32 protein-coding genes, 1 pseudogene and 1 riboswitch are annotated in these 26,702 nt (G+C 41.8%); of the genes and pseudogenes, 15 read left to right on the forward strand and 18 right to left on the reverse strand.

All coding sequences use genetic code 11. The features are described from left to right. Window positions 1–43 precede the first annotated feature (43 nt). The 10 genes from ACOT8F_RS17985 to ACOT8F_RS18030 all read left to right on the forward strand — a co-directional run bounded on the left by ACOT8F_RS17985 (window position 44) and on the right by ACOT8F_RS18030 (window position 7,473). A complete protein-coding gene (locus ACOT8F_RS17985; protein WP_421653325.1) occupies window positions 44–1,312 on the forward strand; it encodes an MFS transporter in 1,269 nt (422 codons plus the stop codon). A gap of 182 nt (window positions 1,313–1,494) precedes the next feature. Beyond that, window positions 1,495–2,733 (forward strand): MFS transporter, encoded by a 1,239-nt coding sequence (locus ACOT8F_RS17990; protein ID WP_421653326.1) that lies wholly within the window; start codon window positions 1,495–1,497, stop codon window positions 2,731–2,733. A 20-nt stretch (window positions 2,734–2,753) separates the two neighbouring features. After that, entirely contained in the window at window positions 2,754–3,230 is a 477-nt protein-coding gene (locus tag ACOT8F_RS17995) for a DinB family protein (RefSeq protein ID WP_421653327.1), read from the forward strand. A gap of 369 nt (window positions 3,231–3,599) precedes the next feature. Next, on the forward strand, window positions 3,600–3,806 hold the full coding sequence (locus ACOT8F_RS18000; RefSeq protein WP_421653328.1) for a DUF1657 domain-containing protein: 207 nt from the start codon (window positions 3,600–3,602) through the stop codon (window positions 3,804–3,806). 249 nt (window positions 3,807–4,055) lie between these two features. Beyond that, window positions 4,056–4,511, forward strand: coding sequence for a YhcN/YlaJ family sporulation lipoprotein (locus tag ACOT8F_RS18005; protein ID WP_421653329.1), 456 nt, complete (start codon window positions 4,056–4,058; stop codon window positions 4,509–4,511). A 26-nt stretch (window positions 4,512–4,537) separates the two neighbouring features. Further along, complete coding sequence (gene spoVAC / locus ACOT8F_RS18010) at window positions 4,538–5,014, forward strand: stage V sporulation protein AC (protein WP_421653330.1); 477 nt, start codon at window positions 4,538–4,540, stop codon at window positions 5,012–5,014. Beyond that, window positions 5,015–6,028, forward strand: coding sequence for a stage V sporulation protein AD (spoVAD, locus tag ACOT8F_RS18015; RefSeq protein ID WP_421653331.1), 1,014 nt, complete (start codon window positions 5,015–5,017; stop codon window positions 6,026–6,028). It begins immediately after the preceding gene. Between the two features lies 1 nt (window position 6,029). Beyond that, a complete protein-coding gene (gene spoVAE, locus ACOT8F_RS18020) occupies window positions 6,030–6,383 on the forward strand; it encodes a stage V sporulation protein AE (protein WP_421653332.1) in 354 nt (117 codons plus the stop codon). A gap of 11 nt (window positions 6,384–6,394) precedes the next feature. Continuing rightward, the gene (locus ACOT8F_RS18025) at window positions 6,395–6,601 is read left to right on the forward strand and encodes a DUF1657 domain-containing protein (RefSeq protein WP_421653333.1); all 207 of its coding nucleotides are present in this window, start codon (window positions 6,395–6,397) and stop codon (window positions 6,599–6,601) included. Window positions 6,602–6,615: 14 nt separating this feature from the next. After that, window positions 6,616–7,473 (forward strand): DUF421 domain-containing protein, encoded by an 858-nt coding sequence (locus tag ACOT8F_RS18030; protein WP_421653334.1) that lies wholly within the window; start codon window positions 6,616–6,618, stop codon window positions 7,471–7,473. A 602-nt stretch (window positions 7,474–8,075) separates the two neighbouring features. Here the strand turns inward: ACOT8F_RS18030 and ACOT8F_RS18035 are convergent. The 3 genes and pseudogenes from ACOT8F_RS18035 to ACOT8F_RS18045 form a co-directional block, all read right to left on the reverse strand. Beyond that, window positions 8,076–8,189 (reverse strand): hypothetical protein, encoded by a 114-nt coding sequence (locus ACOT8F_RS18035; protein WP_421653380.1) that lies wholly within the window; start codon window positions 8,187–8,189, stop codon window positions 8,076–8,078. Between the two features lie 52 nt (window positions 8,190–8,241). Continuing rightward, a complete protein-coding gene (locus ACOT8F_RS18040) occupies window positions 8,242–8,535 on the reverse strand; it encodes a molybdopterin-binding protein (protein ID WP_421653381.1) in 294 nt (97 codons plus the stop codon). Continuing rightward, window positions 8,536–9,163, reverse strand: a pseudogene (locus ACOT8F_RS18045) (molybdopterin-dependent oxidoreductase); the annotation flags it as partial. It lies immediately after the preceding gene. A 234-nt stretch (window positions 9,164–9,397) separates the two neighbouring features. Here ACOT8F_RS18045 and ACOT8F_RS18050 point away from each other — a divergent pair. Then, window positions 9,398–9,604: a hypothetical protein gene (locus tag ACOT8F_RS18050; RefSeq protein ID WP_421653335.1), complete on the forward strand. Its 207-nt coding sequence runs from the start codon at window positions 9,398–9,400 to the stop codon at window positions 9,602–9,604. A gap of 89 nt (window positions 9,605–9,693) precedes the next feature. Here ACOT8F_RS18050 and ACOT8F_RS18055 read toward each other — a convergent pair whose 3' ends face one another. Then, a complete protein-coding gene (locus tag ACOT8F_RS18055) occupies window positions 9,694–11,307 on the reverse strand; it encodes an alkaline phosphatase family protein (RefSeq protein WP_421653336.1) in 1,614 nt (537 codons plus the stop codon). A gap of 235 nt (window positions 11,308–11,542) precedes the next feature. Continuing rightward, a riboswitch (TPP riboswitch) is annotated at window positions 11,543–11,649 on the forward strand. A 106-nt stretch (window positions 11,650–11,755) separates the two neighbouring features. Here ACOT8F_RS18055 and tenA point away from each other — a divergent pair. The 3 genes from tenA (at window position 11,756) to ACOT8F_RS18070 (ending at window position 13,995) form a co-directional block, all read left to right on the forward strand. Beyond that, window positions 11,756–12,427 (forward strand): thiaminase II, encoded by a 672-nt coding sequence (gene tenA, locus ACOT8F_RS18060; protein WP_421653337.1) that lies wholly within the window; start codon window positions 11,756–11,758, stop codon window positions 12,425–12,427. 26 nt (window positions 12,428–12,453) lie between these two features. Then, complete coding sequence (locus tag ACOT8F_RS18065) at window positions 12,454–13,452, forward strand: ABC transporter substrate-binding protein (RefSeq protein WP_421653338.1); 999 nt, start codon at window positions 12,454–12,456, stop codon at window positions 13,450–13,452. Between the two features lie 99 nt (window positions 13,453–13,551). Next, the gene (locus ACOT8F_RS18070; protein ID WP_421653339.1) at window positions 13,552–13,995 is read left to right on the forward strand and encodes a YfmQ family protein; all 444 of its coding nucleotides are present in this window, start codon (window positions 13,552–13,554) and stop codon (window positions 13,993–13,995) included. A gap of 67 nt (window positions 13,996–14,062) precedes the next feature. Here ACOT8F_RS18070 and ACOT8F_RS18075 read toward each other — a convergent pair whose 3' ends face one another. From ACOT8F_RS18075 to gatC, 7 genes are all read right to left on the reverse strand, one after another. Beyond that, on the reverse strand, window positions 14,063–14,686 hold the full coding sequence (locus ACOT8F_RS18075; protein ID WP_421653340.1) for a MarC family protein: 624 nt from the start codon (window positions 14,684–14,686) through the stop codon (window positions 14,063–14,065). Between the two features lie 162 nt (window positions 14,687–14,848). Next, a complete protein-coding gene (locus ACOT8F_RS18080; protein WP_421653341.1) occupies window positions 14,849–15,391 on the reverse strand; it encodes a YdhK family protein in 543 nt (180 codons plus the stop codon). A 513-nt stretch (window positions 15,392–15,904) separates the two neighbouring features. Continuing rightward, complete coding sequence (locus tag ACOT8F_RS18085) at window positions 15,905–16,621, reverse strand: gamma-glutamyl-gamma-aminobutyrate hydrolase family protein (RefSeq protein WP_421653342.1); 717 nt, start codon at window positions 16,619–16,621, stop codon at window positions 15,905–15,907. A 97-nt stretch (window positions 16,622–16,718) separates the two neighbouring features. Continuing rightward, window positions 16,719–17,405: a hypothetical protein gene (locus tag ACOT8F_RS18090; protein WP_421653343.1), complete on the reverse strand. Its 687-nt coding sequence runs from the start codon at window positions 17,403–17,405 to the stop codon at window positions 16,719–16,721. 157 nt (window positions 17,406–17,562) lie between these two features. Continuing rightward, window positions 17,563–18,993: an Asp-tRNA(Asn)/Glu-tRNA(Gln) amidotransferase subunit GatB gene (gene gatB, locus ACOT8F_RS18095; RefSeq protein WP_421653344.1), complete on the reverse strand. Its 1,431-nt coding sequence runs from the start codon at window positions 18,991–18,993 to the stop codon at window positions 17,563–17,565. Window positions 18,994–19,005: 12 nt separating this feature from the next. Next, window positions 19,006–20,463, reverse strand: a complete 1,458-nt coding sequence (gene gatA / locus ACOT8F_RS18100) for an Asp-tRNA(Asn)/Glu-tRNA(Gln) amidotransferase subunit GatA (RefSeq protein ID WP_421653345.1) — start codon at window positions 20,461–20,463, stop codon at window positions 19,006–19,008. A gap of 15 nt (window positions 20,464–20,478) precedes the next feature. Further along, window positions 20,479–20,769, reverse strand: coding sequence for an Asp-tRNA(Asn)/Glu-tRNA(Gln) amidotransferase subunit GatC (gatC, locus tag ACOT8F_RS18105; RefSeq protein WP_421653346.1), 291 nt, complete (start codon window positions 20,767–20,769; stop codon window positions 20,479–20,481). Window positions 20,770–21,200: 431 nt separating this feature from the next. On the opposite strand from gatC, the gene ACOT8F_RS18110 reads away from it, so the two are divergent. After that, a complete protein-coding gene (locus ACOT8F_RS18110) occupies window positions 21,201–22,541 on the forward strand; it encodes an ATP-binding protein (RefSeq protein ID WP_421653347.1) in 1,341 nt (446 codons plus the stop codon). Window positions 22,542–22,837: 296 nt separating this feature from the next. Here the strand turns inward: ACOT8F_RS18110 and ACOT8F_RS18115 are convergent, their stop codons facing one another. The 7 genes from ACOT8F_RS18115 to ACOT8F_RS18145 all read right to left on the reverse strand — a co-directional run bounded on the left by ACOT8F_RS18115 (window position 22,838) and on the right by ACOT8F_RS18145 (window position 26,599). Beyond that, window positions 22,838–23,221 (reverse strand): hypothetical protein, encoded by a 384-nt coding sequence (locus tag ACOT8F_RS18115; RefSeq protein ID WP_421653348.1) that lies wholly within the window; start codon window positions 23,219–23,221, stop codon window positions 22,838–22,840. 149 nt (window positions 23,222–23,370) lie between these two features. Further along, complete coding sequence (locus tag ACOT8F_RS18120) at window positions 23,371–23,604, reverse strand: Inner membrane transport protein YeaN (protein WP_421653349.1); 234 nt, start codon at window positions 23,602–23,604, stop codon at window positions 23,371–23,373. Window positions 23,605–23,634: 30 nt separating this feature from the next. Further along, a complete protein-coding gene (locus tag ACOT8F_RS18125) occupies window positions 23,635–24,294 on the reverse strand; it encodes an MFS transporter (RefSeq protein WP_421653382.1) in 660 nt (219 codons plus the stop codon). A 665-nt stretch (window positions 24,295–24,959) separates the two neighbouring features. After that, the gene (locus ACOT8F_RS18130; protein WP_421653350.1) at window positions 24,960–25,568 is read right to left on the reverse strand and encodes a dihydrofolate reductase family protein; all 609 of its coding nucleotides are present in this window, start codon (window positions 25,566–25,568) and stop codon (window positions 24,960–24,962) included. A gap of 461 nt (window positions 25,569–26,029) precedes the next feature. After that, complete coding sequence (locus ACOT8F_RS18135; RefSeq protein WP_421653351.1) at window positions 26,030–26,209, reverse strand: sigma factor-like helix-turn-helix DNA-binding protein; 180 nt, start codon at window positions 26,207–26,209, stop codon at window positions 26,030–26,032. Further along, window positions 26,142–26,483, reverse strand: coding sequence for a sigma factor (locus tag ACOT8F_RS18140; protein WP_421653383.1), 342 nt, complete (start codon window positions 26,481–26,483; stop codon window positions 26,142–26,144). The genes ACOT8F_RS18135 and ACOT8F_RS18140 overlap by 68 nt, the downstream gene beginning before the upstream one ends. Next, window positions 26,387–26,599 carry a hypothetical protein gene (locus tag ACOT8F_RS18145; RefSeq protein WP_421653352.1) on the reverse strand — a complete coding sequence of 71 codons (213 nt, stop codon included), beginning with the start codon at window positions 26,597–26,599 and terminating at the stop codon, window positions 26,387–26,389. The genes ACOT8F_RS18140 and ACOT8F_RS18145 overlap by 97 nt, the downstream gene beginning before the upstream one ends. Window positions 26,600–26,702 lie beyond the last annotated feature (103 nt).

The following is a 26,702-nucleotide window of genomic DNA, read 5'->3' on the forward strand; positions in this document are numbered from 1 at the left end:
CTTATAATAGATAAGAATTGATTACAATTTTTGGAGGATTGCGATGAGTATTTTTAAAAATGGAATTTTCACAAGGCTTTTCTTGGCTTCCCTTGCTTCACAGCTTGGTACTACCATCGGTAATATGGCGTTTGCCTTTTATCTGCTGGATCGTTTTGCACACCAGCCGAATCTGGCTGCGGCGGCTGAATTGATGTATGCGCTCCCGACTCTTTTTGTGTTTCTGTTTACCGGGGTTTTAGCGGACAGAGTGAACAGGCAGAAGATCGCAATCTGGTCTGACTGGATTCGCGCCGGCCTGACCGTGCTCTTGCTGATTGCTGTATTTTACAATTCTCTTTTTGTTATTTTCCTAATACTTTTTCTGAGAGCTGGGGTTTCCAAATTTTTTGCTCCGGCAGAGATGGCTATTCTTCAAGGGGTGCTGCAAAAAGAAGAGTACCAAAAGGCAGCTGGATTGAATCAGATGCTCTTTAGCGTTTTTATGATTTTTGGAATGGGCATGGGAGCTCTTGCTTATCAGACAATCGGCATTCAGGGGGCTGTCGTGATAGATGGAATCAGCTTTGTTATCTCTGCCCTTCTCATTCAGTGGTGCCGGATCAGCCAGGAGGTCAATCTTCCGAATGGACCGGCTAAAATGAAAGATCTTTATCCTGCTGCTTCCTTAAGGGATTTTCGCGAGGGTCTACTTTATGTCGGCCAAAACAAGCTGCTCCTGTCCATCATCATCGGCTTTTTCTTTTTCGGATTCATTAACGGGGCTTTAGCCATTATTCCTCTCTATTCTATGAAATTTAAGCTGGAGCCAGAGCACTATCAATGGTATGCCTCATTATTTTCTATTTTTGTCGGGATCGGCTTTATAATTGGCAGCAGCATCGGAACGATGATCGCGAACAAGGTAAAACCGTATGTCACGATTATTTTCGGCCTCTTCGTTACGGGTCTCCTGATTGGGTCGATGGGCTATATCAGCAATACATGGATTTATTTTCTCTTTACTGTTTTGACAGGGGCTTTCCTGGCTCCGTTGAACGTCGCCTTTGCCGGCTGGCTCCCTTCGATTGTTGATCCGAAGCTGATGGGGCGGGTGAACGGGCTGATTGAACCGGTGATGATGCTGGCCCAGTCTGCAGCTTTAGGAGTGATCGCTGCGATTTCCCCAACCATTTTGCCTTCACCGGATGGCATATACCTTCTGATTGGCATCGTGCTGCTTGCGGTAGGCATTTATTACTTAATTGTTCTTCCTGCTCTGAGCCGAAAAAACGAAGCTTCGTTATCTACAGAGGCGGAAATAAAAGCTTAAAGCAGTTGAAGGAATATTCCAAATAAACATATAATGGATTTATCCCAAAAAAGGAGGACGACATTGATGCGACAGGGAAAGGTACCTGTTTCATAATCTGAACGGGGAGGTTAAAGCGAGATCTCCGTTTCAGATTCTCTCATTTGCATATAAGAGAATAGAAGAATCGGAGGAACAATTGAATGAGTGCAAGAAAGGTGTATTATTTACTGTCAGGAGTCCGGGCATTTCTGATGTATATCGTCTTCACGGTTAGTGCCATCTATTTTATTAAAGAAGCAGGCCTTGATCCTCTGCAGCTCGTTCTTGTTGGAACGGTGATGGAGATTTCTATTATGCTTTTTGAAATTCCGACAGGCTTTATTGCTGATCATCTCAGCCGTAAATGGTCTGTCATTATCGGGATGTTTATTGTCGGCGCCGCCCATCTGCTGGAAGGCTTCTATCCTGAGTTTTGGGCGATTATTTGTGCTTATGCCCTCTGGGGGCTTGGATATACCTTTTTCAGCGGTGCCGAAGAAGCCTGGATTGCAGATGAAGTGAAAAGTGAAGGGCTGCAAAAGCTGTTTTTCAAGGGATCGCAATTTTCTTCATTAGGATGCTTTGCCGGTATTTTTGTCAGCGTTGCCCTTTCTTTCTTATTTTCTGTGCAAATCGCTATCCTGCTTTCAGGCGGAGCCTTTATTCTTTTCGGAATATGGCTTATCTTTTACATGCCGGAGCACCACTTTGTGAAACTCGAGAGGACAGAAGCCTCACACGTCCGTCAGTTTGCGAGTGTGATAACAAAAGGCTATAAAACAGTGAGGAGCTCAGCCATATTATTCAGCATGGCAGGCATTTCCCTTATGTGGGGTCTTGCAAGTGAAGGCTTTGACAGGCTATGGGAGGTTCATCTAATTAACAATCTGAAGCTCACGGAAGATTCAGCCGTTTTCTGGTTTGGCGTCATCAACGCAGTTGCCTTCATTCTCCATATTGGGCTGGTGCAATGGATTCAGCGAAAAGGCGAAGGCCTTGGCGAACGGCTATTCATCTGGCTGCTTGGTGCAATCAACGGACTGCTCGTCATAAGCATGATTGCTTTTGCGCTCGCCGGAGAATTTTGGCTCGCCATAGCGACCTACTGGGCATGTGCCATACTTCGGGGATTAAATCATCCGCTTTACACCATCTGGCTGAATCAAAAGCTTGAATCAAAAGGGCGAGCAACCATGCTTTCTCTGTTCGGACACTTTGATGCAGTCGGCCAAATTGCCGGAGGACCGCTTGTCGGATTCATAGCTTTGTCATCTGTTTCAATGGGCTTAGTTGTGACAAGCCTATTAACCATTCCTGTGCTATTCTTATTGTGGGTAGCCAAGCGTCATCTGCACGCTGGAGAAAAAATCACAGTGCCTGCAGACCAAAGCGCTGGATAAAGTTTAAAGGAGTTGGACTGATGGAACACTTTCTATTTAAACAGCTTGCATTTGTAAGGGAACAGACGCTGAAAATGACAGAAGGCGTCACAGAGGAACTCGCTGATCAAATTCCTGATGGCTTTCGCAATTCAATCCGTTGGAACCTTGGTCACATCTATGTTGTTTTCGAAAGGCATGCTTTTCAGTATATCGGTCTTCCGCTTCATGTGCCGGAAGGGTTTAAGGAACAATTTGAATACGGAACTTCTCCTTTAGAAAAGCCCGCTGGTGTTACAGTGCCTTCTCTGGAAGAGCTGAAAACCCTGCTTGGCGAACAGCATGGAAGAATAAAGGAAGCGTTGGCTCATCGGCTGGAGGAAAAAATTGATCCTCCATATACCACATCTGCCGGCATGAAGCTCGAAACAGCAGAGCAGTTTTTGACTTTCCAGCTGTATCATGAAGGGATGCATTTGACGGCGATTAGGATTTATAAGAAGCTGTTAACGCAATGAAAGAGTAAGAGCCTGGGGAAATTCCAGGCTCTTTTTTTGCGGATGGGACGGGGGTGTGCATAAACGCAGAAACCTATGCGTAATCTTTGAAAGTCGTGCATAACCCTTATGTCTTGTGCATAACACTTTTCCCTGTGCATAAATTTCTGAAAACCCGTGCATAAACTTCCGAAACCCGTGCATAAATCCCCGGAACCCGTGCATAAACAGCGTAGTTGTTGCTTGAATCTGAATGGCTTTCTGCAGCAATTCATCCCGGTAATACTGAATGCATGAAAATAGGTTAATGTCCACCAAATTTTGGCATTTGTAATAAGGAAAAAGATTGGAATCATATATAAAGAAGTTATTTCTTTAGGAGGAACCAATATGACCGTATCAAGTCAGCTCAAACAAACGCTTGCAGGATTGAAAAGCGCTCAGGCCAGTCTGGAAGGATTTGCTTTGGAAACAGAAAATCAGCAAGCAAAGCAGCTTTTTCAAAACGCTGCACAACAAACACAATCTCTTGTTGATTCCTTATCTCCGCGTATGCAGGAGATTGAAAACGAAGAGCCACAGTATAAGCAGCAATAACACAAGAAAAGCGCAAGCGCCTTGAACAGCCTAAGGCAAGCATAAGACGGTCAGCCGGAGAAAGGTGGTCTTTCCTTTCCCTGGATGAACGGCTTATGACCTAAAGACTCGGGCTAGGCGCTGGAGCTGGACAAATTAACCCATAGAAACCGAGCTTATTCAGTTAAAATTTATACTATCTTATCCAGTGAAAAAGGGATGATCTTTCATCCCTTTTTTCCAAACTACATAAATGACAGGTGAATATAAATGAAAAAAAATTGTGCTAAAAAGTTAGGGTATTGTTTTTTCCTTTTCATTTTCTTGGTATCGGGATGCAGCGGGAAAGAGAAGGAGTCAGAACCTCAATATAATCTCTCGAATGTACATGCCACGTCAAATCCATCCATTGCAGAAAAGGCTAAAAAATACGCCATAAGCACAAAAGAAGTCACAGCGGCGAGAGCAGTAAATACGGACAAAGATCTTTACATTGCCGTAAAAATTAAACAAATGAATCGCTTTCAAGTAAAACCGATTAAAAAAAAGATAAAAGAGAAACTAAAGACCCTTTTTCCGGATATGAAAGTTCATGTAAGTGCTGATAAAAAAATTTTCTCAGAGTTGGACGAGCTGGAAAAGAGACTCGACAATCCGAAAATGGATAAAGAAAAATTACAAAAAGAATTAAAAAGAATTAAAAAAGATATGAAATCAGACACTTAAAAAATTTCTAATCGAGGAGGATGCATATGTCTAGCAAAAACAAAAAAATGACCCCTGTACAACAGGAGTATCAGAAATTTCAAAGTGACAGAGAATTAAAAAGACCTGTCCTTGCTAATTGTATTAAAGCGTTTTTTGTCGGTGGGTTGATCTGCCTAATTGGCCAGCTTATTTCCATGATGTATATTACGTATTTTGATTTTACTGAGAGATCAGCGGGGAACCCAACAGTTGCTACCATGATTTTTATCTCAATGTTATTAACCGGATTCGGGGTGTATGACCGTTTGGCGCAATTTGGAGGTGCCGGTACGGCAGTCCCTGTAACGGGATTCGGAAACTCTGTTATTTCCGCTGCAATCGAACATCGATCTGAAGGATTTGTCCTCGGGGTTGGAAGCAATATGTTTAAATTGGCAGGCTCTGTTATCTTATTCGGTGTTTTTGCTGCATTCGTTATCGCCATAATTAAAACGATCGTTATCCAATTGGGAGGGATGTAAATGATAAAAGGGCATCGTACATGGGAATTTGAGAATAAACCGGTCATTCTTTCAACTGGAACCGTTGTAGGCCCTTTTGAAGGTGAAGGCAGGATTCCGAAAGATTTCGATGTCATTCATGGCGATTTATGGCTGGGCCAGGATTCATATGAGCAGGCACAAACCGTCCTTTTTGAAGAATCTTGCCAAAAAGCAATAGAAAAAGCCGGGTTAAATAAGGAGGACATTCAATTTATTCTTGCAGGGGATCTGATCAATCAGATCACTTCCTCCAGTTTTGCCTGCCGGACACTGGAAATTCCCTACATGGGCTTATTTGGAGCCTGTTCAACCTCAATGGAGGGGCTTGCAATGGGCGCTTTTATTGTAAATGGAAAAGGAGCTAAATATTTGCTTACTGGAACGGTCAGCCATAATGCTGCTGTTGAAAAGCAGTTCCGTTATCCAACTGAATACGGGGGACAAAAACCGCCAACGGCCCAATGGACAGTAACCGGTGCTGGTACTGCCATTTTAACTGACGAAGGAGAAGGACCCTATGTAACTTCAGCGACAATCGGCCGGGTTGTCGACATGGGATTGTCAGACCCTTTTAACATGGGAGGAGCCATGGCGCCTGCGGCAGTGGATACGATAGAAGCTCATTTAAGGGATCGGGGGATTGATTCATCTTATTATGATCTGATCGTAACAGGGGACCTTGGACAAATTGGCCATCAAGTCGCTATTGATCTGTTAAACAAGCATGGAATGTCATTAACAGATCAAAAATTCCAGGATTGCGGATTAATGATTTATCGAGAAGACCAGCCAGTATTGGCAGGGGCCAGCGGCTGCGGCTGTTCGGCAACCGTTGTCTATGGTCACCTGTTAAATCGAATGAAAAAAGGAGAATTCAAAAAAATGCTGGTCGTTGCAACAGGAGCCTTATTATCTCCTTTAACTTTCCAGCAAAAAGAAACCATTCCCTGTATTGCCCATGCAGTATCTATCGAATATGAGGAGGGAAAATAATATGGCCATCTTATTTTGGGCGTTTGTGATTGGCGGGGCTATTTGTGTTATTGGACAAATTATGTTTGATGTTTTTAAACTCACTCCGGCCCATACAATGACTACTTTTGTGGTAGCTGGAGCAATTCTCGATGGTCTTAACCTGTATGAGCCACTGATCGACTTTGCAGGAGCGGGTGCTACGATTCCTATCACAAGTTTTGGAAACTCCCTTGTTCACGGCGCCATGGCAGAGGCGGAAAAACATGGACTTATCGGTGTTGTCACAGGGATGTTCAAAGTTACAAGTGCAGGTATATCAGCAGCAATTGTATTTGCCTTTATTGGAGCTTTACTATTTAAACCTAAAGGATAGGGGATAGGAAAATGACCATTTCTTCTGAAGTGAAGCAATGCTTGGCTAATTTAAAAAGCGCACAAGCTAGTCTAAGTGATTTTGCCTTAAAAACTGGAAATAAAGACTCGAAAAAGGTATTTCATGAATGCATGATGCATATGGATCCCATTATATCGGATTTAAAAGAAAGAGTTGGCGAATTAGAACGCGAGGAGCCTCAATATAAAGGATTTTAAAAGGAGGATCAAAAATGCCGGAATGGCTGTTAATCGTTATCCGCTCGTTTTCATTTTTGGTGATTTTATTTTTATTGACAAAGTGGCTTGGCAAAAAACAAATCTCCCAGCTTACTTTATTTGAGTATATAACTGGAATTACGATTGGAAGCATTGCTGCAGAAGTCTCTACTGGGTTAGAGGGAAACTTCATATACGGCGTATTAAGTATGGCAGTATGGACTGTGATCCCATTTATTTTGGGTTTGCTTTCTCTAAAGAGTAGAGCAGTCCGTAACTTTGTAGAAGGCAAGCCGACGGTTTTTATGAAAGATGGCAAAGTAATGGAAGACAATTTAAAAAAAGAAAAATTTACTATTGATGAATTTCTTGAACAGCTTCGAAAAAAAAACGTATACAATGTTGCCGACGTGGAATTTGCACTGCTTGAGCCAAGCGGGGATCTTGATGTACTTTTAAAGAAAGAATCCCAGCCAGTAACATCTAAAGTTCTTGGTATCAAGGTCGCTCCAGAAAAGGAGACGCAAACAATCATTATGGATGGACAGCTATTGGACGAGCCACTGGCAACCAGTGGGTATAACCGTATATGGCTGAATTCCCAATTGGAAAATTTGGGGGTTACCATCGACAATGTATTTATTGGGCAAATCGATTCGTATGGTCAATTAACGGTCGACCTTTATGATGATAAAATCAAAGTTCCTTCTCCACAGGAAAAACCAATGCTGCTTGCCGCATTAAAGAAATGTCAGGCCGACCAGGAACTGTTTGCTCTTCAGACTGAGTCAGAGTCAGCGAAAAAAATGTATACCAAAAATGCCAAGCGGTTAAGCAATATTCTAGACAGACTAACTCCCCTGTTAAAATGAGCTTTAAGATTAGGGTCCGCCAAACTTAACTGGCAGCATTCGACGGCTTATCTTTTAAGTGGCATCGATGGGATAGCAGATGTCACTTATTCCTCGTAAAGATTGTTTCCCTTTTGCGAAATTTCAGCAAACTTCTCCTTTTTGGTCATGGCTCTTCTCGCCATAGATTAATTTCATGCAGAAAAAAAGACTGAGTGGTTTAAAGTGCTTCTGTTTTCTCATTATTTTTTTAGGCTCTTTTCTTAAACTTTGTTGTTTTTTCATGCAATTAAGTGAATAATAGCAAGAATACACCTGCGTATTTTAAGAAAAGATGCCCCGAAGCTAATCTTTATACGTGTTTTAAGACCATACGATTAGCAACAATCTTTGCGAAAACACCCTTTTTTTAAAACAGCCGGCAGCGTGAGATTGTGAATAGTCAATTCCGGGCGCCTCCCTAATCGGATATTAATTCCAGTCTGCCCTAGCCCTTCGCTATTATAAAATGGCTTTCCGTCGTATGTAAGCAAGCCTTTCACCATATTCATTTTAACTAATCCTTTTCTCCTTTTAGAAAATTCCGAAATGGAAAGGAGATGAATGGGGTAGTGTGATTTTATTTATTCCACTTTTACTTTAATACAATCTATGGCATTATAACCATATCCTTTTCTATTCCAAAATGCCTCGGTGGGCTGAATATGACCTTCGGAATTTGAAGCTCGCACCATAATCGTATATTCCCCTTTCCTAAAAACCTCCCAATTAAAATGCCATTGAACCCATTCATATAGGTACTTCTAAAGAACATGAATTCCAAGTATAGCCTTCATCTAAACTTATTTCAACTTTGGTTATAGTCCCTATACCTGTCCATGCAATTCCTTTTATTAAATGAATTCCTGTATCCAACAAGTTTAATGGTTTTTGTATGGTCGAATTAACATTCATCACCGTTACTGAAAATTTCTCAGCATCTGTTTCTTTATATGGATAATAGACATAATCAATTGTTTGAAAGGGGCCATTATATTCCTGGTCAATGACTGTTATCTCCTTGATCCATTTTACAGAAGCCATAGCATACCATTTAGGAACGTTTAATCTTAAAGGATACCCATGTTGAAAAGGGATTGGTTTCTCATTATATTCATAAGCAATTATTGTATCTGGATGAAGTGCTTTTTCGAGCGGTAAACTTCTCGTATAACTCACCAATTGGTCAGAATCAGTTCTTTTCCCGTAATCATAACCCTTAAATACAACTTCTTTAGCACCTTGTTTTATACCAGTCATTTGCAGCAGGGTACTTAAAGGTACTCCCCTCCATATTCCTTGTAATTGCTCCTTTCTCCCATTGTTCGCCAAACACTTTTGGATTAAAGAATTCTCGCTTGTTCCCCGCACATTCTAATATGACTTTTAGAGTTTTATATGGCAATGAAATAACTTCTTGTAATGAGAAAATGGTTGGTACGTTTACAAATCCGCCTATTGGCAACAAATAAAATGATGACGGCAGGTTTGGATAAGAAAAGTGATTGCGTTTGTAGAACAAATGATTAGGTACAATACTTCTTTCCAAGAATTGAATTGGCGTTTCCTGATTTTCAGGTTTTAGAGACCTTGTCATTAGAAAGGGCCCTACTGAAGACTGATGAGTATTTTTCATCATGCCACCCCATAATTTTATTAGTGATTTATACATATGAAAATTTTTTTGTCTTCATCCAATCCTTTTAAGTACTTTGAAAAACTGCAATTTCTTACTGAAGGTTTGGATATTATTGGTGGCATGTTTTTGCAATTCAGAACCCTTTTTTGCCCTAGCTTCTCTGTTAAAAAAGACTATATTTTATTTGGAAAGTTTCAACCAACATAATTCGATGCAGAAAAACAAACATTAAAAAGGCTATATCGTTAACACCAGGGGGTGAAAAACATGGAAAAACAACAAATATGGCTGCCTTTGATCGCAGCTGCAGGTATCGGTGCAGCTGCTTTTTATAGCATGACTAAGGGCCAAAAAAGCATAGGACAAAGCATGCAGCAGTTTGTCCCGCTTGTTGCAGGAATGGGTTGCCAAGGCCAGCAAATGCAGCAAAACACCCAACAAAATAATCAAGCGTCTAATAACCAGCTTCAATAAATTTTTATATGAAAAATATTTAAAAAATTCAGAAGGAGCTCATATAGCCCCTTCTATTTTTTATATTCGAGCACTGCCCGTTAGAACGTTCAATTATCCAAAATATGTAATATCCAATCTTTTAAATCAACCATTCTTAAGTGTTCCGGTTCAAGCTCCGTTCCTGTTACAATCATGGGAAAGTATGTGTCTTGTTCATGCAATGAACCATGGCTTGCTCCCCCTGCATTTATTGGAGTTCCTTCCCCAATGAATTCAAATCCAGGTTTTACATTAACTACCAAGAAGTTTCCTGGGTGAGAATAGAAAGAACTGTAAAGGCGTGCAAGTGCATCTGGATAATTTCCATATATAATAGAGTGACCATTTTTCATCTTAATATCTAAAATAGAAACATCCCCCTCTATTTTCCAGCTTTGTCCGTATTGATCAATAAATTTCCCATTTGGCTGATAAGAGAGCACGCCTTTCTTGTCAACTGATAAAACCTTAACTGCCTCCCCTTCCTTCCAAGCAATATTATCAATGCGTTTCTCTTTTTGAAGTTGTTTAACAATAGACTCTACTTTGATCGATTCATCTAGAAGATAAATAAAAGACATTCGCTCATTTAATCCCAGTACGATTTGATCTTTCTTCTGAATTGGCCCGCTAATTTTATGAATTCTATATTCTTTTAACACCCTTCTTAAATCAATTAAGGCCTTTTTCTTATCGCTGCCAATTGAAGTTTGGCCGCTATCCCCCATTACAATCCAAACGTTATCCTTTAACGCTTTTTCCCAAGAACCATAAGTATTAAAGATGGTCTGCAGCCGTTTATCAGCCTCTTCAATTCCTTTCGTTTCATTCACTCCATTTTTATGAACTTTTTTATCATTATCCAGAAAATACACCAATGAAAAGGAGGGGACTCTATTTTGTTCGATTAAATATTTCAATTCTTCTGCTGCATATTTATCATTAAAACCGAACGCCTGCCAGAAGTGGGTATACTTATTATTTGGATTTAATTTAGATAAAATCCCATAGGAAAAATAGGAAGGTCCTCTAACAGAAGCATCTTTATTCAGAAAGTGAAATACCTGTAATAACTTTGGAACATAGAGCATTTGTGTTTTGTTTCCACGAAAAACCAGTGTATTGATTGAAGCAGATTGTAATCCTCTATCACTTATTTCTTCATGAATTGTCTTTACGTGATCACTCAAATGATGTTCATTTAAATGAAACAAGGTCTCTTTAAATAAGACTTGTTTAACTCCTAATTTCAAAATTTCTTTTTTGTCACTCCCATAACTGATCAAACGTTTTTCGTGTTCATCATACCAAACAAGTGCTGGCACTTTATGTTTTTCAGGATACGTTCCAGTTAAGAGTGTACTATCAATTGTAATTGACATCGTGGGGTAGCTGCTCACCATTCTTGGGTAATATCGTCCATTATCGATTAAATATTGTAAAGCAGGTGCTTTTCCTTCCTTTAGAGCAGATTGAAGCGGCTTATCCATAAGAGAGTCTAATATTATAAGAACGACCCGTTTTGAAGGCATCACATGCGGGAAATTAAGTTTCTTATTTGTTTGGACTGTTGTAGGCTGTAAATTAAAATAAACTATAAATAAAATAAGTGAAATTGCCATAATCATAATAACAAATTTTAAAATTTTACCCAAAATATGATTTTTTTTGTAGATCTCCATAAATATATCGTGTCTAATTTTTTTGACTTTATTCGCAAATACAAATAACCGGAGTTGATTGGTTTCAATTAAATCCCATTAGCAGATCCGGTAATGCCAATAATCGCTTTTCTGGCCATGGTTTCCTCCTAGGTATTTATCGACTTATTTCATACCCTTTCGGAAATAGCCCTACACTTTTTCCCCTTTACTATTTATCCAATAATGGTTACCATCAGTACATAACCGAATATTTTATTTCTGCTAGGGGTGCCTTGTCATGGGCTGAGATTGAACCATCGTTCTAAACCCTTTGAACCTGAACTGGATTATACCAGCGGAGGAAAGCGGCCGACTATCCAGCCTTTTGATTGTATTGTTTACCTATGGCTTGTTATACGAACCCGCTTACTTCTCCGGAGAAGAGCGGGTTTTTTGTGCAGGAAAACTTTCCATTGGAGGAGATCGAATGACATTTTCACGAAGGCTTTATCAAAAAGCAGAAGGCATTTGGCTAAAAACCCATCAGCATCCGTTTGTAACGGGAATCGGAAAAGGAGATCTTCCTAAGGAATCGTTCATCCGCTACATGAAGCAGGATTATGTCTTTTTAATTGATTACGCAAAGATGTTTGCGCTCGGTGCTGCAAAAGCAAAGGATATCGAAACAATGGCCGCATTTGCAAAGATTCTGAATGATACTCTGCATGAAGAAATGGATTTGCACCGCCAATATGCAGAACAGTTCGGCATTACAAAAGAACAGCTGGAGGCAGTCAAACCCGCTCCGCTCAATCTTGCTTATACGCGATACATGCTGAGCGCAGCCCAGAGCGGCTCCCTGGAGGAATTGATTTCTGCTTTATTGCCATGCATGTGGAGCTACTGGGAAATCGGAAAAATGCTTAAAGCAGAGTACCCAGGCTCAAGCGAGCATCCTTTCTACGGTAAGTGGGTCACCATGTATGCTTCAGAAGAATTTGGTTCCCTCGCTGTCTGGCTGATTGATTTGCTGGACAAGCTGACTGAAAGGAAAAGCGAGAAGGATCTAGCTATCTTAGAAGAGCAATTCCTCACCTCTTCAAAACTTGAATTCCTCTTCTGGGACATGGTTTACAAAGGAGAAGAGTGGCCGGTTTAAATACATTTTTGGAAGGAAGAGTTGAGATGAAAAAATCGTTATTAATTCTATTTGGCATATTCGTGCTTATTTTAGGAGGATGCAGTTCAGGCCCAAACGGAAGTGCTTCCGGAAAAGGCTCCGATCACCTGCAAAAGATTACCCTGATGCTAGATTGGTATCCGAATGCTGTTCACTCTTTTCTTTATACAGCTGAACAAAAAGGCTACTTCAAGGAGCAGGGGCTTGATGTCGAGTTCAAAATGCCGGCAAATACGAATGATCCCCTCAAAATGACAGCGTCCAATCAGATTGATATGGCCCTTAGCTATCAGCCTGAAATCCTTATGGCGAGAAGTGAAGGCATTCCCGTTCAATCCTTTGCTGCCATCGTCCGCCATCCGCTGAATCAATTGATGGTTCCGAAAAACGGGAACATTCACTCACCTAAGGATCTCGAAGGAAAATCAGTTGGTTATCCTTCCAGTCCATTGGATGAAGCTTTAGTTCGTACAATGGTAAAAGCCGACGGCGGCAATCCCGATAAGGTAATGATGACAGATATCGGCTTCAATCTGATCCCATCCATGGTTACGAACAAGATCGATTCCTTGATGGGCGGCTTTATCAATCATGAAAAACTGCTTTTGGATAAAGAACATCATCCCGTTCGCACACTTGATCCAACAAAATATGGCGTCCCGGATTATTATGAACTCGTTCTTGCGGCAAGCGAGAGGTCATTAAAAGAAAAGCCGCAGGTTTACAAGAAGGTCATGGCTGCCATGACAAAAGGCCAGCAGTATGTGGAGAAACATCCTGAAGAAGGCCTTTCGATATTAATGAATCACGAGGAAGAATCCTCTCCGCTTGATAAAGAAGTGGAAACGAAAAGCTTAAAGATTCTGCTCCCTCTGATGGAGGAAAAAGGAAAGCCATTCGGTTACCAGGAAGAAGAAACCTGGAACAATGTCTCTCAATGGCTGTATGATAATAAGATCACGAAAAACAAAGTAGATGCAAAGAGTGCTTTCCGAAATCTATAATCAACTTTCACATAATGGACAAAAAACAGCTTTCCGTTCTATGTTAAAATAAGGATGTCCAACTACTACTTATTGAAAACATAACGGAGATGATGATACATGACATGGCTAGTTGTGCTTGCCATCATTCTTGTCAGTGCTGTTAAAATTTTTATGACATGTCTTCCAACACCTGTTGTCGAATGGCTTGTCAGCAAATTTGAACTGCATTCAAAGCTTAGCGACTCAGACGCTGCCTTAACGATCAATGGAAAAGACTTAGCAGAGGAAGAAAAACTTCAGGTGATCCATGATTTTAATGAAGCGATTTTTATAGAGAAATATTATGTCCATCCGGGTAACCAAGAATTTTATCTTCATCCAAAAAACGGCGGAACCCCGATCGTGATTGAGACAAAGAGAGGCAAAAAGGATGTCCGCTTATTTGTCTACAGCTACAGCGATCATGTAGATGTCGTCAAACAAGTAAAAAAGAAAGTTTTCGCCTACAGCCTGCTTTCTGAGAATCTTCAAAAACGGTCTATGTTAGGAGATGCTATTTAAAATAATAGCCATCAATAGAAAAGCCCAGACAGTTTCGTGTCTGGGCTTTTCGCTCTGCATTCATCTATTAAAGATTCGGAAACAACCCATGTGCGCCGTCTGCAATCATTTGAATCGCCATAACCGCAAGAATTAAACCCATCAGTCTTGAAACAACATTCAGGCCATTTTTGCCGATTTTATTAATAATCGGGGTTGAGTAAGCAAAGAGAAAATAGGTTGCAACGAGTATGACAGTGTAGCTTATCAGAACCCCAAGCAGGTTCACAACGTGATGTTCTGATGTCCGAGCCATAACAGTGGCAATGGTACCGGGTCCAGCCATAATGGGAATAGCAAGCGGTGTGATCGAGATATCATCCTTCACTTCTGCCTCCATCTTTTCATCCCCATGCGGACTTTGGGCCTTTGACGGCTTTGCATGAAGGAGATTGAACGCGATTCCAAAGATCAGAATACCTCCTGCAACTCGAAAGGCATGAATGGTAATGCCGAAGACAGAAAAGATCAGATTTCCGAGGATCAGGAAAACGGTCAGAATGATAAACGACACGACCGCTGCTTTTCTTGCCGTATTCCTTCTGCTCTGGTCTGTATAGCCGCTTGTCAGCGAGATAAAGATTGGAATATTTCCAAGAGGATTCATTACAGCAAAAAATGAGACAGCAAGTGTCAGCACAGCTCCTATCAAACCCAGCTCCTCCTTTTAAGTTTCTCAGCAACTATAAGTTACCCTTTAATCACTTCCTGTAAAACTAGATACAAGTATGTTTTGCCTCTTAGGGTGGTATTATGCCAAGAGGATGGGCTTTCACTTAAAAAGAGGAGAGCTGGCTTTCTAAATCTGATACATTTACTCTTTTGAAAGCTCACTTTCCGTAACCCATTTATGATTTTTCACTTTTCCTCCCCCTTCAGAAGGCGTGTAGTCCACCATGTAAACAGTCGTCTTCTCGGCTGAGTCAATTTTAGCAGTTGCTCCCTTCATCCCTTTCATATGGTCAGCCTCTAACATCACTTCTGCGCCTGGTTTTAGTGGCTGATCCCCTGCATCCTTTATTTCCTCTTGAATCACCCATTTATGATTGGTGACTTTTTCTCCGCCCGTTGCCGGTGTATAGGTTACAGCATAAGCTGTTGTACTGTATGCGCCTGCAATCGTTGCTTTCGCCCCTTTCATGCCTTCCATATGATCGGCCTTCATTATGGCCTCACTGCCAACTTTAAAAGTGGGATTTTCGGCTTCCTTTAGCCCTTTTGGCAATTCACCAGAACTCGAGTGCATGCTGTGATCCATTGATTGATGATCAGATCCCATTTTATGGGTTGCTTCATTTCCGCATCCGCTTAAAGCAATGACTGCTGCTGCACCAAGAAACATTAGCTGTCTTTTCATTAGAACACTCCTCTAACTTTTATGTTTGCTTATTTTAAATAATATACCTATAGGGGGTATATTAACAAGAAAAAATCATAAAAAAGAGAAATTAAGTCTTTTGTCTTCCCCCTCCAGTAATGGCAAAATAAAAGAAGCAACTTCTATCGATTGCTCCTTAAAAAAGCTATTATTGATTTGTCCATTCTTTAAAGGGGGTTCCACTGATATTTCTCGACTTAGCGCTGATATATTGGACTGATCCGCCGATATTTCTCGACTTAGCGCTGATATATTGGACTGATCCACTGATATTTCTCGACTTAGCGCTGATATATTGGACTGATCCGCCGATATTTCTGGACTGACCGCTGATATAATGGGTTCTTACTCCGATATACTGCTCTCTTCCCTTAATAATAATAGAATCGCCTCTGATATTTCAGTGCCGTCCGATTATTAAGAACGGCATTTAACAATATTCCAGTACCTTAGAAAAATTTCGATAATTCATTTATTTTTCAATCCAAAATTTCAGCGACAGTCCTCAATAAAAGCCTCAAACAGCCGCCTCATTCTTTCATCTGCCGAAGCCATTTCCTCCGGATGCCATTGTACTGCAAGCACCTTCCAATCAGGATCTGTTACTTCGAATGCTTCAGAGATGCTGTCGGGCGCAGTGCCTACAGCCTTCATTCCTTCTCCAAGCTTTCCAATGGTTTGATGATGCATGCTGTTTACCTCTATATCAGGTCCGTCAAGGATTTCATAAAGTCTGCTGCCTTCTAAAAGCTTAACTTTATGAGAAGGCTCAGGACGGGGCTTGATTTGTTTATGCTCCAGGGATCCTTTAATTTCGCTTCCAATATCCTGAATCAGCGTTCCGCCAAGTGCCACATTTAATAGCTGAGCTCCCCTGCAAATCGCCAGTAATGGAATCTTTTTTTCTTTAGCCATTCGGATAAGAGCCAGCTCTGTTTCGTCCCTTTCCTTAGAAGTAGCTCCTGTTAGAGGATGAAGCTGTTCTCCGTATCCACTCGGATCAATATCTTCCCCTCCGCTAAGCAAAATCCCGTCGCAGAGCGCTGCCCAAGCTTCTGCCATTTCGTCATCGCCAATAGGGATGACAACCGGGGTACCGCCTGCTTCCTCTATCGATTCATAATATCTTGCATTCAAATGAACACTCGGCAATTTGTTATGCAGCACTTTTGAACTTGTTATTCCGATAACAGGTCTTCTTTTCTCCACGATCACTGCCCCCTCGGCCATTCAGTTTCTTATTATTTTAGCCATTTACCTTTACTATAACCAATTACAAAAACCAAAGACAGATAGTCTTCGGCTCTTAATGCTCATTCAAATATTTTTCCGCTTCTTCTTTTTTGTAAGTCCTGAATACTTCTTTTTCTTGGTTAAAAATCAGAATCACAGGCATTTTGCTGATTTTTAATTCCTTCTTCACATCAACAACATAATCGGGTTCATAGTGTACCCAGCTAATTCCTCCATTTGCAAACGGACTGGGATTATCTTTATCAAGAAGGTTTTCCATGTCGTATTTGCCGATCGGTTTACCCTCCTCAAAAAAGACACTCGTTTGAAAAGAAGTAGTTCCTTCTGCAAGGAAGTCATGCCAAATTTCCTTTTTGGTCATGGGTAAAAGAGTGACTTTGCTTGCTTTCCATTTTGTCTGATCCTGAACGGCTGGCACGAGAGAGAGCTTTTGGCCAATCTTGATATCCTTCAGGGCCACTTTCTTCCCCGTCTTATTTGTCGCAGTGACTGAATCGGCCAACGGCAGCTTTACCGAATGTCCAGTCCCTGCAATTGGTCCATCAATGCCTCTGTAATACCATTCGGAATAATCCACTGTTAACTCTCCCTGCTCCTTGGAGGTGACAGTGCCAATTGTTTGATCATCAGGCATCGAGGGAGCCGCAGTGTTGCTCTCTGCCTTATGAGTTGTACCGCAGCCAGAAATTCCTAAAACTATAACCAGTAAACCTAGAAAGCTTACTAATGATTTAAACAAAAGTATGTGCCCCCGTTTTATTTTTCAGATTACATGATTTATGGTAAATTTTACTATATTTATTATTATACTTTATGTATTGGTGCAAGAGCCAGAGCCTGATTTGTCTATAATTCTCCAAATAAAAATGCCGGGGACTCATCCCCGGCATTCCATCTTATCTCTTATTAATTTCTTCCATCAAAATCTTATTCACCATCGGCGGGTTTGCCTGACCTTTGGAGGCTTTCATGATTTGTCCAACGAGGAAGCCGATTGCACGGTCTTTTCCGTTTTTGAAATCTTCGATGGATTGAGGGTTTGAATCAAGGGCATCTGTCACCATCGTACGAAGAGAGCCTTCGTCAGAGATTTGGACAAGTCCCTTGTCTTTGACGATTTGCTCAGCGTTTCCGCCGTTTTCGATCAATTCTTTGAAGACTTTTTTCGCAATCTTAGAAGAGATTGTCCCTTTTTCGATCAGATTGATCATTCCGGCAAGTCCTTCAGGAGTTAAGGCTACATCAGCAAGCTCCTTCTGTTCTGAATTCAGGTAAGCAGATACTTCACCCATCAGCCAGTTGGAGGCTTGCTTTGCGTCAGCACCCTTTTCAACGGCTGCTTCGAAGAAATCAGACATTTCCTTTGTGAGTGTAAGTACCATTGCATCATAGGCAGGAAGTCCAAGCTCTGATACATAACGGGCTTTTCTTTCATCCGGAAGCTCAGGAATTTCTGCGCGCACGCGGGCTTTCCAGTCTTCATCAATATAAAGATCCAATAGATCCGGCTCAGGGAAATAACGGTAATCGTCACTGCCTTCTTTCACACGCATCAAAATGGTTTTGCCTGTTGATTCATCAAAGCGGCGTGTTTCCTGCTCAATGATTCCGCCTGAAAGCAATACTTCAGCCTGGCGTTTTTCTTCATGCTCAAGGCCTTTGCGGACGAAGTTGAAGGAGTTCAGGTTCTTTAGCTCAGCTTTTGTTCCGAAATGCTCTTGTCCTACTGGGCGCAAGGAAATATTGGCATCACAGCGAAGGGATCCCTCTTCCATTTTGCAGTCAGAAACGCCTGTATATTGGATGATGCTTTTCAGCTTTTCAAGGTAAGCATAAGCTTCTGCAGGTGTGCGGATATCCGGCTCTGAAACGATCTCCACAAGCGGAGTACCCTGTCTGTTGTAATCAACTAGGGAGTATCCGTCGCCTGTATGATTCAGTTTGCCTGCATCCTCTTCAAGGTGAAGACGGGTAATGCCGATTTTTTTCTTTTTGCCTTCTACTTCAATTTCGATCCAACCATGCTCCCCGATCGGCTTATCAAATTGAGAGATTTGGTAAGCCTTCGGATTATCAGGATAAAAGTAGTTTTTGCGGTCAAATTTAGTATCTGTCGCGATTTCACAGTTTAGTGCCATCGCAGCCTTCATCGCAAAGTCAACAGCTTCCCTGTTCAATACAGGCAAAACACCTGGATAGCCAAGGTCGATGACAGATGTATTTGTGTTCGGCTCCGCTCCGAAATGGTTCGGTGAAGCGGAGAAAATTTTTGAGTTTGTTTTCAGCTCTACATGGACTTCAAGTCCAATAACCGTTTCAAAATTCATTTATCTCACCCCTTACAGTTCCGGTTTTGCTTTATGATGTTCTGTTGCCTGTTCAAATGCATGTGCTACTCGGTAAACGGTACCTTCGTCAAAATGCTTTCCGATGATTTGAAGACCTAAAGGAAGTTCGTTGGAAAGTCCGCATGGAACCGAAATTCCAGGTACTCCAGCAAGGTTCACAGGTATCGTCAGAATATCATTTGCATACATCGTTAGCGGATCATCGATTTTTTCGCCAATTTTAAAGGCTGGAGTTGGAGTTGTCGGTCCAATAATGACATCATATTTTTCAAAAACGTCTTCAAAGTCCTTTTTAATCAAAGTACGGACTTTTTGCGCTTTTTTGTAATAAGCATCGTAATAGCCTGAGCTTAGAGAGAACGTACCAAGCATAATTCTGCGTTTCACTTCGTTTCCGAAGCCTTCAGAACGTGTTTGCTTGTACAGGTCCAATAAGGATTCCGCGTTGTCTGTACGGTAGCCGTAGCGGATTCCATCGAAACGGGAAAGGTTGGATGATGCTTCAGAAGAGCTCAGCAGGTAATAGGTTGCAAGAGCGTACTTGGAATGCGGAAGAGATACTTCTTCCCATGTTGCACCAAGACCTTCGAGCACTTTCAATGCTTCAAGGACAGCATTCTTCGCTTCTTCGCCAACACCTTCTCCCAGATATTCTTTCGGAACAGCAATTTTCAAGCCTTTTACATCACCTGTAAGGGACGAAAGGAAATCAGGCACGTCCACATTTGCGGAAGTGGAATCCATTTCGTCAGTACCGGAAATAGCCTGAAGCAAAAAGGCATTGTCTTCAACTGTACGAGTGATTGGTCCGATTTGGTCCAGAGAAGACGCAAATGCAATGAGTCCAAAACGGGATACACGGCCATAAGTCGGTTTTAATCCGACAACGCCGCAGAATGCTGCCGGCTGGCGAATGGATCCGCCTGTGTCAGATCCGAGTGAAAACGGAACTTCTCCAGCTGCTACAGAAGCTGCTGAACCGCCGCTTGATCCGCCCGGTACAGTGTCGAGGTTCCATGGGTTTCTTGTCACTTGGAAGCTGGAGTTTTCATTGGAAGAACCCATCGCGAACTCGTCCATGTTCAGCTTCCCGATTGTAACGGATTCTGCTGCTTTCAGCTTGTTAACCACCGTCGCATCATAGATCGGGTCGAAGTTTTCAAGAATTTTACTGGCTGCCGTTGTGCGGAGTCCTTTCGTTACGATGTTATCCTTCACACCGATCGGCATACCGTAAAGCAGTCCGAAGTCAGAGCGGCTGCTTAGTGCTTCATCAAGCTCCTTCGCGTAAGAACGGGCTTTTTCCTCATCGAGTGTAAGGAACGCCTGAACCTTGCCGTCAACCTCTTGAATTCTATTGTAAGATTCAGAGACTAAGTCTGTAACAGAAATCTCTTTTTTATGTAGTAGTGATTTTAATTCGGAAATCTTATGATCAAATAAAGACATCTCTTTTTCCCTCCCTTATTCGAGAATGGTTGGTACGCGTACATAGCCGTCCTTTTTATCAGGTGCGTTTTTCAAAACGTCCTCGACTGGCAGCCCTTTTGCAGGTACATCATCTCTCATAACATTTTTCATATCCAAAACATGAGACGTTGGTTCAACATTCTCCGTGTCGAGTTCATTTAATTGCTCAGCGAACCCGATGATCGCATCCAGCTGCTTCGTGAACATTTGAGCTTCATCCTCTGTAATCGCAAGACGTGCAAGGTGTGCAACGTGTTTTACCTGTTCATTTGATATGCGTGACATAATCACTTCACCTCCGTAAAGATTCGTACTAAGACAATACTCTGATGATACCAAAATGAAGACTGTGAGCGCAAGGCTTGGGAGCGGAGGATTCCTTGCTTTTCCATGGGTTACGATCTGTTTTTACATTTTTTTGAAAAAGACGGTTCATTGTCAACTTAAACGAACAAAATGATAACTTTAATTAACCGAATATTAGAAATAAAGAGGATATTCCTGCTCTCTGTCTAAATAGTAGGTAGTTCATAATGTCTATTTTTAACACTCAGGAGGAAAGTATGGAAAAAGAACTTAAGCGATTGGGTGAAAAGCTGCAACTTCAGACCCCTCAACTCGCTCATAGGCTCTTACAGGATTATCGCTGCGAGTTGTATTTTTCCGAATGTTTATATGGGAGCACACTCCTTTTACAATATATCGGAGATGCACTAATGTCTGAAGATCAAGCAGATGCATCGGCCAAGCTTGCAGGGCTTTTCGGAAAAGAAATGGCTGCCTATAAGATTCCGCTTCAGGCTTTTATTCAATACGTTTTTCATCTGAAATCTTCTGTTATGGACTTTCTTGAAGAGGAAACATTACAACTTTCCCTAGCCCCTAAGACTTTTCTTCATGCTGTAAAAGTAACGGATAGAATTACGAACAGCGCCACTCTTTCCTTAAGCAAGCACAAAAAAGAAAATCAGATTGCCAATCGCCTAAGGGCTTTATATGAAGAAGAAAAAATTACACTTCAGGAGCTGCGGGACTTTAAAAGCGCTTTAAAAGAAGCTACAATCTTTGCGATTACTGATAAAAATGACAACATCCGCTATGCAAATGATAAATTTGCTGAAATCACCCAATACACACAAAGCGAACTCATCGGACAAAACCATCATAACCTGCTGAATTCCGGCTATCATAAATTTGAATTTTTCCAGCAAATCAGGCAGGCCATTAAAGAGGGAAGGGTCTGGAAAGGAGAAATCTGCAATCGGGCGAAGGACGGCAGTTTTTATTGGGTTGATACGACGATTGTTCCTTTTCTTGATGGGAACGGAAAAACCTATCAGCACATATCCATCCAGCATGACATTACTGATAAAAAGCACGCTGAAGAAGCTCTGTTAAAATCTGAAAAGCTTTCCCTTGTCGGAGAGATGGCTGCGGGACTGGCTCATGAAATCCGCAATCCTCTTACAACTATTAAAGGCTTTATGCAGATTTTCAGCCATTTTTCAGATGATAAGAAGCTCCTCTATTCCAAAACAATCCTTGAGGAGATTGAACGAATTAACTTTATTGTGAGTGAATTGATGGTTTTTTCAAGAGCGCATGCCGTTTACTTTACTGATTGCTGCGTGGTTGACCTCGTTGAAGGGGCTATCCATCTCTTACGGACAGAAGCTGCTAATACGGATATTGTTCTGTCGTACCATCGAACAGTGAATGAGGCGATTATTTTCGGGGAAAAAAATCAGCTTACTCAAGTCTTTTTGAACCTGATTAAAAATTCCATGGAGTCTCTGCCTCTTGGAGGAGTGATTGATATTCTTTTGAAAAAAGAGAATAACAAGGTCTGCATCACTATCCAGGATAACGGCATCGGCATGAGTGAAGACCAGCTTAGAAGACTGGGCGAACCTTTTTATACGACAAAAGAAACCGGAAACGGCCTGGGTCTGATGGTCAGCTACAAAATTATCGAAAGCCATGAAGGAACGGTAGAAGTGGAAAGTACCAGAAATAAAGGAACACGATTTATGATATCGTTTCCTTTAGAAAATTAAGGAGTTTTCTCTTGTGAAAGCTCCCTTTTTTGTTTTAACTCAGGTAATTAAACGTTTGTTTAACCATTCATGCACCGCTGATAGGAGATAATAGCCCATTTCCGGCTTACATAATGAAATGAGGATCAGCATGGTATTTCCACTTTTTTTCGTGACAGGCATTTTTTAATCCTGGACAGAATTAAAACACAAAAAGCGTTCCTGCAAGATTAAGAAACGCTGACTGCCTTTTTTCATAGTAATTCAACTAAGTTCCTCTATACTTTCAAAATATAAGTACCTTCACGTTACTTATTTCATAACTTCTTGACTACTAAATACCCCAGCAAAAAATACAGTATGCTAAGGCACAAAATCAATCCTTCATATAGTTCCCCTAAGGATCCGATTAAAATAAGAAACGATACTAGAAAGCATACCCCCACCAGCACACAGAAGGCAAAGTAAACTTTACGCCCTCCATTTCCGCTTAATCCATATGAGCCTGCTCCGGTTATTAAACCAGCTGTGATCAGGCTGAAAAATATGGCTAAAGGAAGCGTATCAGCTGCTGAATTATCAATAGAAGAACTGAGTGCTTTCCCTAAAGACCTGCCAAGTGCAAAAACAAGCCCATACCCTAACCCCACAATAACGGTTAATGCCCCCAAACCCATCCCGACCGATTTTGATTTCGACATTGATTCACCTCTAATTAGGACTCTTCAGATTTTAATTCAACACTAGGCTTAAACTGTCCTGCACGCTCATTCCATTATGTAAAAAGAGCATCATTTTCTGATGCTCTTTCGAGTGTTTTTTCTATTAAATTTATAAAGGGGAGCTTCCCCTATTTGATACGGCTAGTGACTTTTCGGTTCTTTCCTGCTCCGAGGCCGAAGATTAGAATCAAGAGAGAAATGGCGATAAGTAAACCAAGCGGCACTGACCAGCCCCCTGTTCTATGCAGAAAGCCGAAAAGAGTTGGGCCGATGGAGGCTAAAAGATATCCGATCGATTGCGCCATTTCGGAAAGTTCTGCAGCCTGCTGGCCATTATTTGTCCGGAGTCCAAAGAACATCATGGCTAAGCTGAAGGCTGATCCCCCCGCTATTCAAATCATCATCACCCAAATCGGAGCAAGTGATGTGCTTCCGAATAATAATCCGGATGTTCCTCCTAAAAACAGAATGCCTGTTATCGCTACAAGCCATGTCTGGCTCTTCATGCGTCCTGCGGGGATGGGAACAACAAAGGTAAATGGCAATAGTGAAAATTGGACAAGAGAAAGCGTCCAGCCAGCCTGTCCGGAGCTGAGTCCTCTTTGTTCAAGAATCTCAGGAAGCCAAGCCACTATAATGTAAAACATCATTGATTGCAGTCCCATGAACAGTGTGATTTGCCATGCGAGCGGTGATCTCCACAGGCTAACAGTCTCAGAGGCTACTGGTACAACGGCTGCCGGCTGCTTGTTCCGGTTTTTCATTTGCGGAAGCCATAAAAGCATCGAAACGAATGCGAGCACTCCCCAAATTCCAAGTGCCCCGTGCCATCCGAGGCCAAAATGGTTGCCGATCGGGACGCTCATGCCTGAAGCAACGGCTCCGCATAGATTCATAGAAACAAAATAAACACCTGTCATGACGCCGACCTGCATTGGGAATTTTTGTTTGATAACACTTGGCATTAAAACATTGCAAACAGAGATGGCAAGACCGACACAGGCGGTACCTGTAAAAAGTGCTCCTTCTCCCGCAAGTGAGCGAAGGGCAATCCCGACGGTCCAATCTTAGCTTTTATGAATTTTATGGAAGTTTAGAGATTAAAAAGTTTCCAATAGTACTTATCTGAGTATGGGTTTTGGGACCTTTATAGAGGATTTTCCATTCACTTTTCATCTGTTTTGAATTAAAAAAAGAACTTGTTCAAGATTAGAAGCGCTTTATCATATGATTTTTGAAAGGTGCTGCAGGGATGCACGGGTTTTTAAGCCAAATGCATGGCTATTGAATCCCGTTACCCCCGAACACCTTCCCCAACAAATAACGGCCTCCCTACGGAGCTTTTCGAGGGGGTCATTTTTTAAGGAGAGATTACATGCGAACCATTAAAACTTGGCAGGACGTCTTCGACCTATATAGTGCCAAAACCATCCCCGAATCATTAGTTGAACACGTTGAAGGGTTATCTATATGTGCTTCCTAGCCATTTTGGATACGACTATGCCTAAAGGCTAAAGCTTGCGACAACATAACATCAATCTTTTTCAAAGCATGCGCGATCACTCACTGGGCGTATGTTCGTGTTTTTGATCAAAAGTTCCTTCGTAGGTAGTCAAGGTGAGCTGCCTGTCGGCGTGCTGTGTTAACAGACGGTCCATTGCACTTTATCAACTGGGTAGCTGTTTTTGTGTTGACAGTAATGATCTGCCCGGTTGAGCTAAGCTTTAGCGGGTCTGTAGGTTACCAAGAGAGAACCCACCTTAAGTGTTTTGACGTCCACGAGATGGAATTCCTTCTGCTCCTTAAGATTGTCAAACAAATGCTCACCTCCGTTGACCACAACCGGGTGCATGACTATCTGATATTCGTCAATAAGATTTGCATTTGCAAGTGTTCGCACGAGCGTTGGACTACCGAAAATAACAATGTCGCCACCGTCACCATTTTTTAAGTCCATAATTTGCTCTTCTATATTACTGCCGGTCAATTGTTTTGGAGCTTCAAATTCTCCCCATTTTAGCTTGTCGAGCGGGCGGGCGCTTGTTACAACTAGTTTGTGGGCGTTGTTTATCTTATCACCCAGGCTTGAACCTCCATCGTCCCGTTTGGACCCTCGACTAGTCGGCCACTTTCTAGAGAGGTCTTCGTAGGTTCCGCGGCCAAGCAAAATGGTATCAGCTGTCTCGAAAATATTTAATAGATACTGAGAACCTTCCTCAATGCCAGCGCTATTTCTCCAGACCGCCCAGTTGGTTTTGTCCTCGCTTGGGTCGCCAGTGACAACTCCATTAAAAGTACTGTGAATGAATAGAATGATTTTACGCATGAACTATCGTCCTTTCTATCTTTGATAATCGTAATTTTGTTTCTCATTTATTTAGACGAAATTAGATTACGATATTCATCGGTGTATTTGTGCAGGAAGCCCAAACCGGGAAAATAATTTTGTATTAATGAAATTTTGGAAGTGGTATATTTGCTTGTCCTTTATTTCAATAATGTGAATACCCCAGGGTACCAAGTAGGAGTCTTCACCGCTTGGCACATACTGTGCGAAAGCAGGTTAACCCCCATTCGCCGTAATCGGCAAAAACCGGGAGCCCTCACAATGCCAGCGTGTAAGCGCAAAAAACTTGAACAAATCGTCTTTGCCGCGTACCCACATTGCAAAAGGCGGCATTGACAGACGGCCTTCCTCATGAAACAAAGCTACCAGCGCATTGATATCAAATTGTTCAAACGCTTCCACTTACCGTGAGAGCAATTCTTGATCGGGCTCGAGATCCATCAAGCTATATTCTTCAGAACGATGTTTCGAACGATCCATCGTCTTTCTGGCCTTTTGCAAGGCGCGCTGTTAACGGCTGCCGGCGACATTCTTAACGTTTCTGCAATCTGCTTAGATGACCACTCGAATACGTCCTTCAAAAGGAGAACAGCACGTTGACGTGGAGGCAAGGTTTGCAAGAGCGTTATAAAACACAGTTGAAGCGTATCTTTGCGAATGAGGATATCTTACGGAATTTTCCGAAAAGGCGGGAGCAGGCCAGACCCAGGATGAGTCAGGCAACGTTTCGCTGGGTGCGATAATAGATGTCGCGGGATCGGAAAAGTCAACGGGACGAGTGCGGAGTTTCGCTTGTCTTAGCTTGTCCAGGCATAAGTTTGATGCAATACGATAAACCCATGTTTTGAATGAGGAATCCTGCCTGAATGAATGCCAACTTTGCCAAACACGAATAAATGTTTCCTGAACAGCATCGTCTGCTCATCGATGGATCCTAGCATTCTGTAACAGAACGATGTTAACTCAGGCTTTAAGTTCTCAAATAACTGAAGCTTTGCTGTTTCGTTCATCTTGGCCTCCTTTTGACGGGCGAAACACCCTTTTCACACACGCCACAGAACAGATCGTCTCCATTTTATAAGCCACTTATTCGTCTTTAATAAAATGAGAAAG

This window comes from Chryseobacillus diguaensis (genome assembly GCF_049220665.1).
Taxonomy (GTDB): Bacteria; Bacillota; Bacilli; order Bacillales; family Bacillaceae; genus Metabacillus_B.

Bases quoted from the DNA above. Each gene is read 5' to 3' on its own strand.
- ACOT8F_RS18145 (WP_421653352.1), bottom strand. From the start codon at position 26,599: ATGAACGAAACAGCAAAGCTTCAGTTATTTGAGAACTTAAAGCCTGAG.
- ACOT8F_RS18000 (WP_421653328.1), top strand. From the start codon at position 3,600: ATGACCGTATCAAGTCAGCTCAAACAAACGCTTGCAGGATTGAAAAGC.
- ACOT8F_RS18110 (WP_421653347.1), top strand. From the start codon at position 21,201: ATGTCTGAAGATCAAGCAGATGCATCGGCCAAGCTTGCAGGGCTTTTC.
- ACOT8F_RS18050 (WP_421653335.1), top strand. From the start codon at position 9,398: ATGGAAAAACAACAAATATGGCTGCCTTTGATCGCAGCTGCAGGTATC.
- spoVAC (WP_421653330.1), top strand. From the start codon at position 4,538: ATGTCTAGCAAAAACAAAAAAATGACCCCTGTACAACAGGAGTATCAG.
- ACOT8F_RS17990 (WP_421653326.1), top strand. From the start codon at position 1,495: ATGAGTGCAAGAAAGGTGTATTATTTACTGTCAGGAGTCCGGGCATTT.
- ACOT8F_RS18005 (WP_421653329.1), top strand. From the start codon at position 4,056: ATGAAAAAAAATTGTGCTAAAAAGTTAGGGTATTGTTTTTTCCTTTTC.
- spoVAE (WP_421653332.1), top strand. From the start codon at position 6,030: ATGGCCATCTTATTTTGGGCGTTTGTGATTGGCGGGGCTATTTGTGTT.
- gatC (WP_421653346.1), bottom strand. From the start codon at position 20,769: ATGTCACGCATATCAAATGAACAGGTAAAACACGTTGCACACCTTGCA.
- ACOT8F_RS18080 (WP_421653341.1), bottom strand. From the start codon at position 15,391: ATGAAAAGACAGCTAATGTTTCTTGGTGCAGCAGCAGTCATTGCTTTA.
- gatA (WP_421653345.1), bottom strand. From the start codon at position 20,463: ATGTCTTTATTTGATCATAAGATTTCCGAATTAAAATCACTACTACAT.
- ACOT8F_RS18040 (WP_421653381.1), bottom strand. From the start codon at position 8,535: ATGGCTTCTGTAAAATGGATCAAGGAGATAACAGTCATTGACCAGGAA.
- ACOT8F_RS18030 (WP_421653334.1), top strand. From the start codon at position 6,616: ATGCCGGAATGGCTGTTAATCGTTATCCGCTCGTTTTCATTTTTGGTG.
- ACOT8F_RS18120 (WP_421653349.1), bottom strand. From the start codon at position 23,604: ATGATGTTCTTTGGACTCCGGACAAATAATGGCCAGCAGGCTGCAGAA.
- ACOT8F_RS17995 (WP_421653327.1), top strand. From the start codon at position 2,754: ATGGAACACTTTCTATTTAAACAGCTTGCATTTGTAAGGGAACAGACG.
- tenA (WP_421653337.1), top strand. From the start codon at position 11,756: ATGACATTTTCACGAAGGCTTTATCAAAAAGCAGAAGGCATTTGGCTA.
- ACOT8F_RS18025 (WP_421653333.1), top strand. From the start codon at position 6,395: ATGACCATTTCTTCTGAAGTGAAGCAATGCTTGGCTAATTTAAAAAGC.
- spoVAD (WP_421653331.1), top strand. From the start codon at position 5,015: ATGATAAAAGGGCATCGTACATGGGAATTTGAGAATAAACCGGTCATT.
- ACOT8F_RS18070 (WP_421653339.1), top strand. From the start codon at position 13,552: ATGACATGGCTAGTTGTGCTTGCCATCATTCTTGTCAGTGCTGTTAAA.
- gatB (WP_421653344.1), bottom strand. From the start codon at position 18,993: ATGAATTTTGAAACGGTTATTGGACTTGAAGTCCATGTAGAGCTGAAA.
- ACOT8F_RS17985 (WP_421653325.1), top strand. From the start codon at position 44: ATGAGTATTTTTAAAAATGGAATTTTCACAAGGCTTTTCTTGGCTTCC.
- ACOT8F_RS18115 (WP_421653348.1), bottom strand. From the start codon at position 23,221: ATGTCGAAATCAAAATCGGTCGGGATGGGTTTGGGGGCATTAACCGTT.
- ACOT8F_RS18130 (WP_421653350.1), bottom strand. From the start codon at position 25,568: ATGCGTAAAATCATTCTATTCATTCACAGTACTTTTAATGGAGTTGTC.
- ACOT8F_RS18065 (WP_421653338.1), top strand. From the start codon at position 12,454: ATGAAAAAATCGTTATTAATTCTATTTGGCATATTCGTGCTTATTTTA.
- ACOT8F_RS18055 (WP_421653336.1), bottom strand. From the start codon at position 11,307: ATGGAGATCTACAAAAAAAATCATATTTTGGGTAAAATTTTAAAATTT.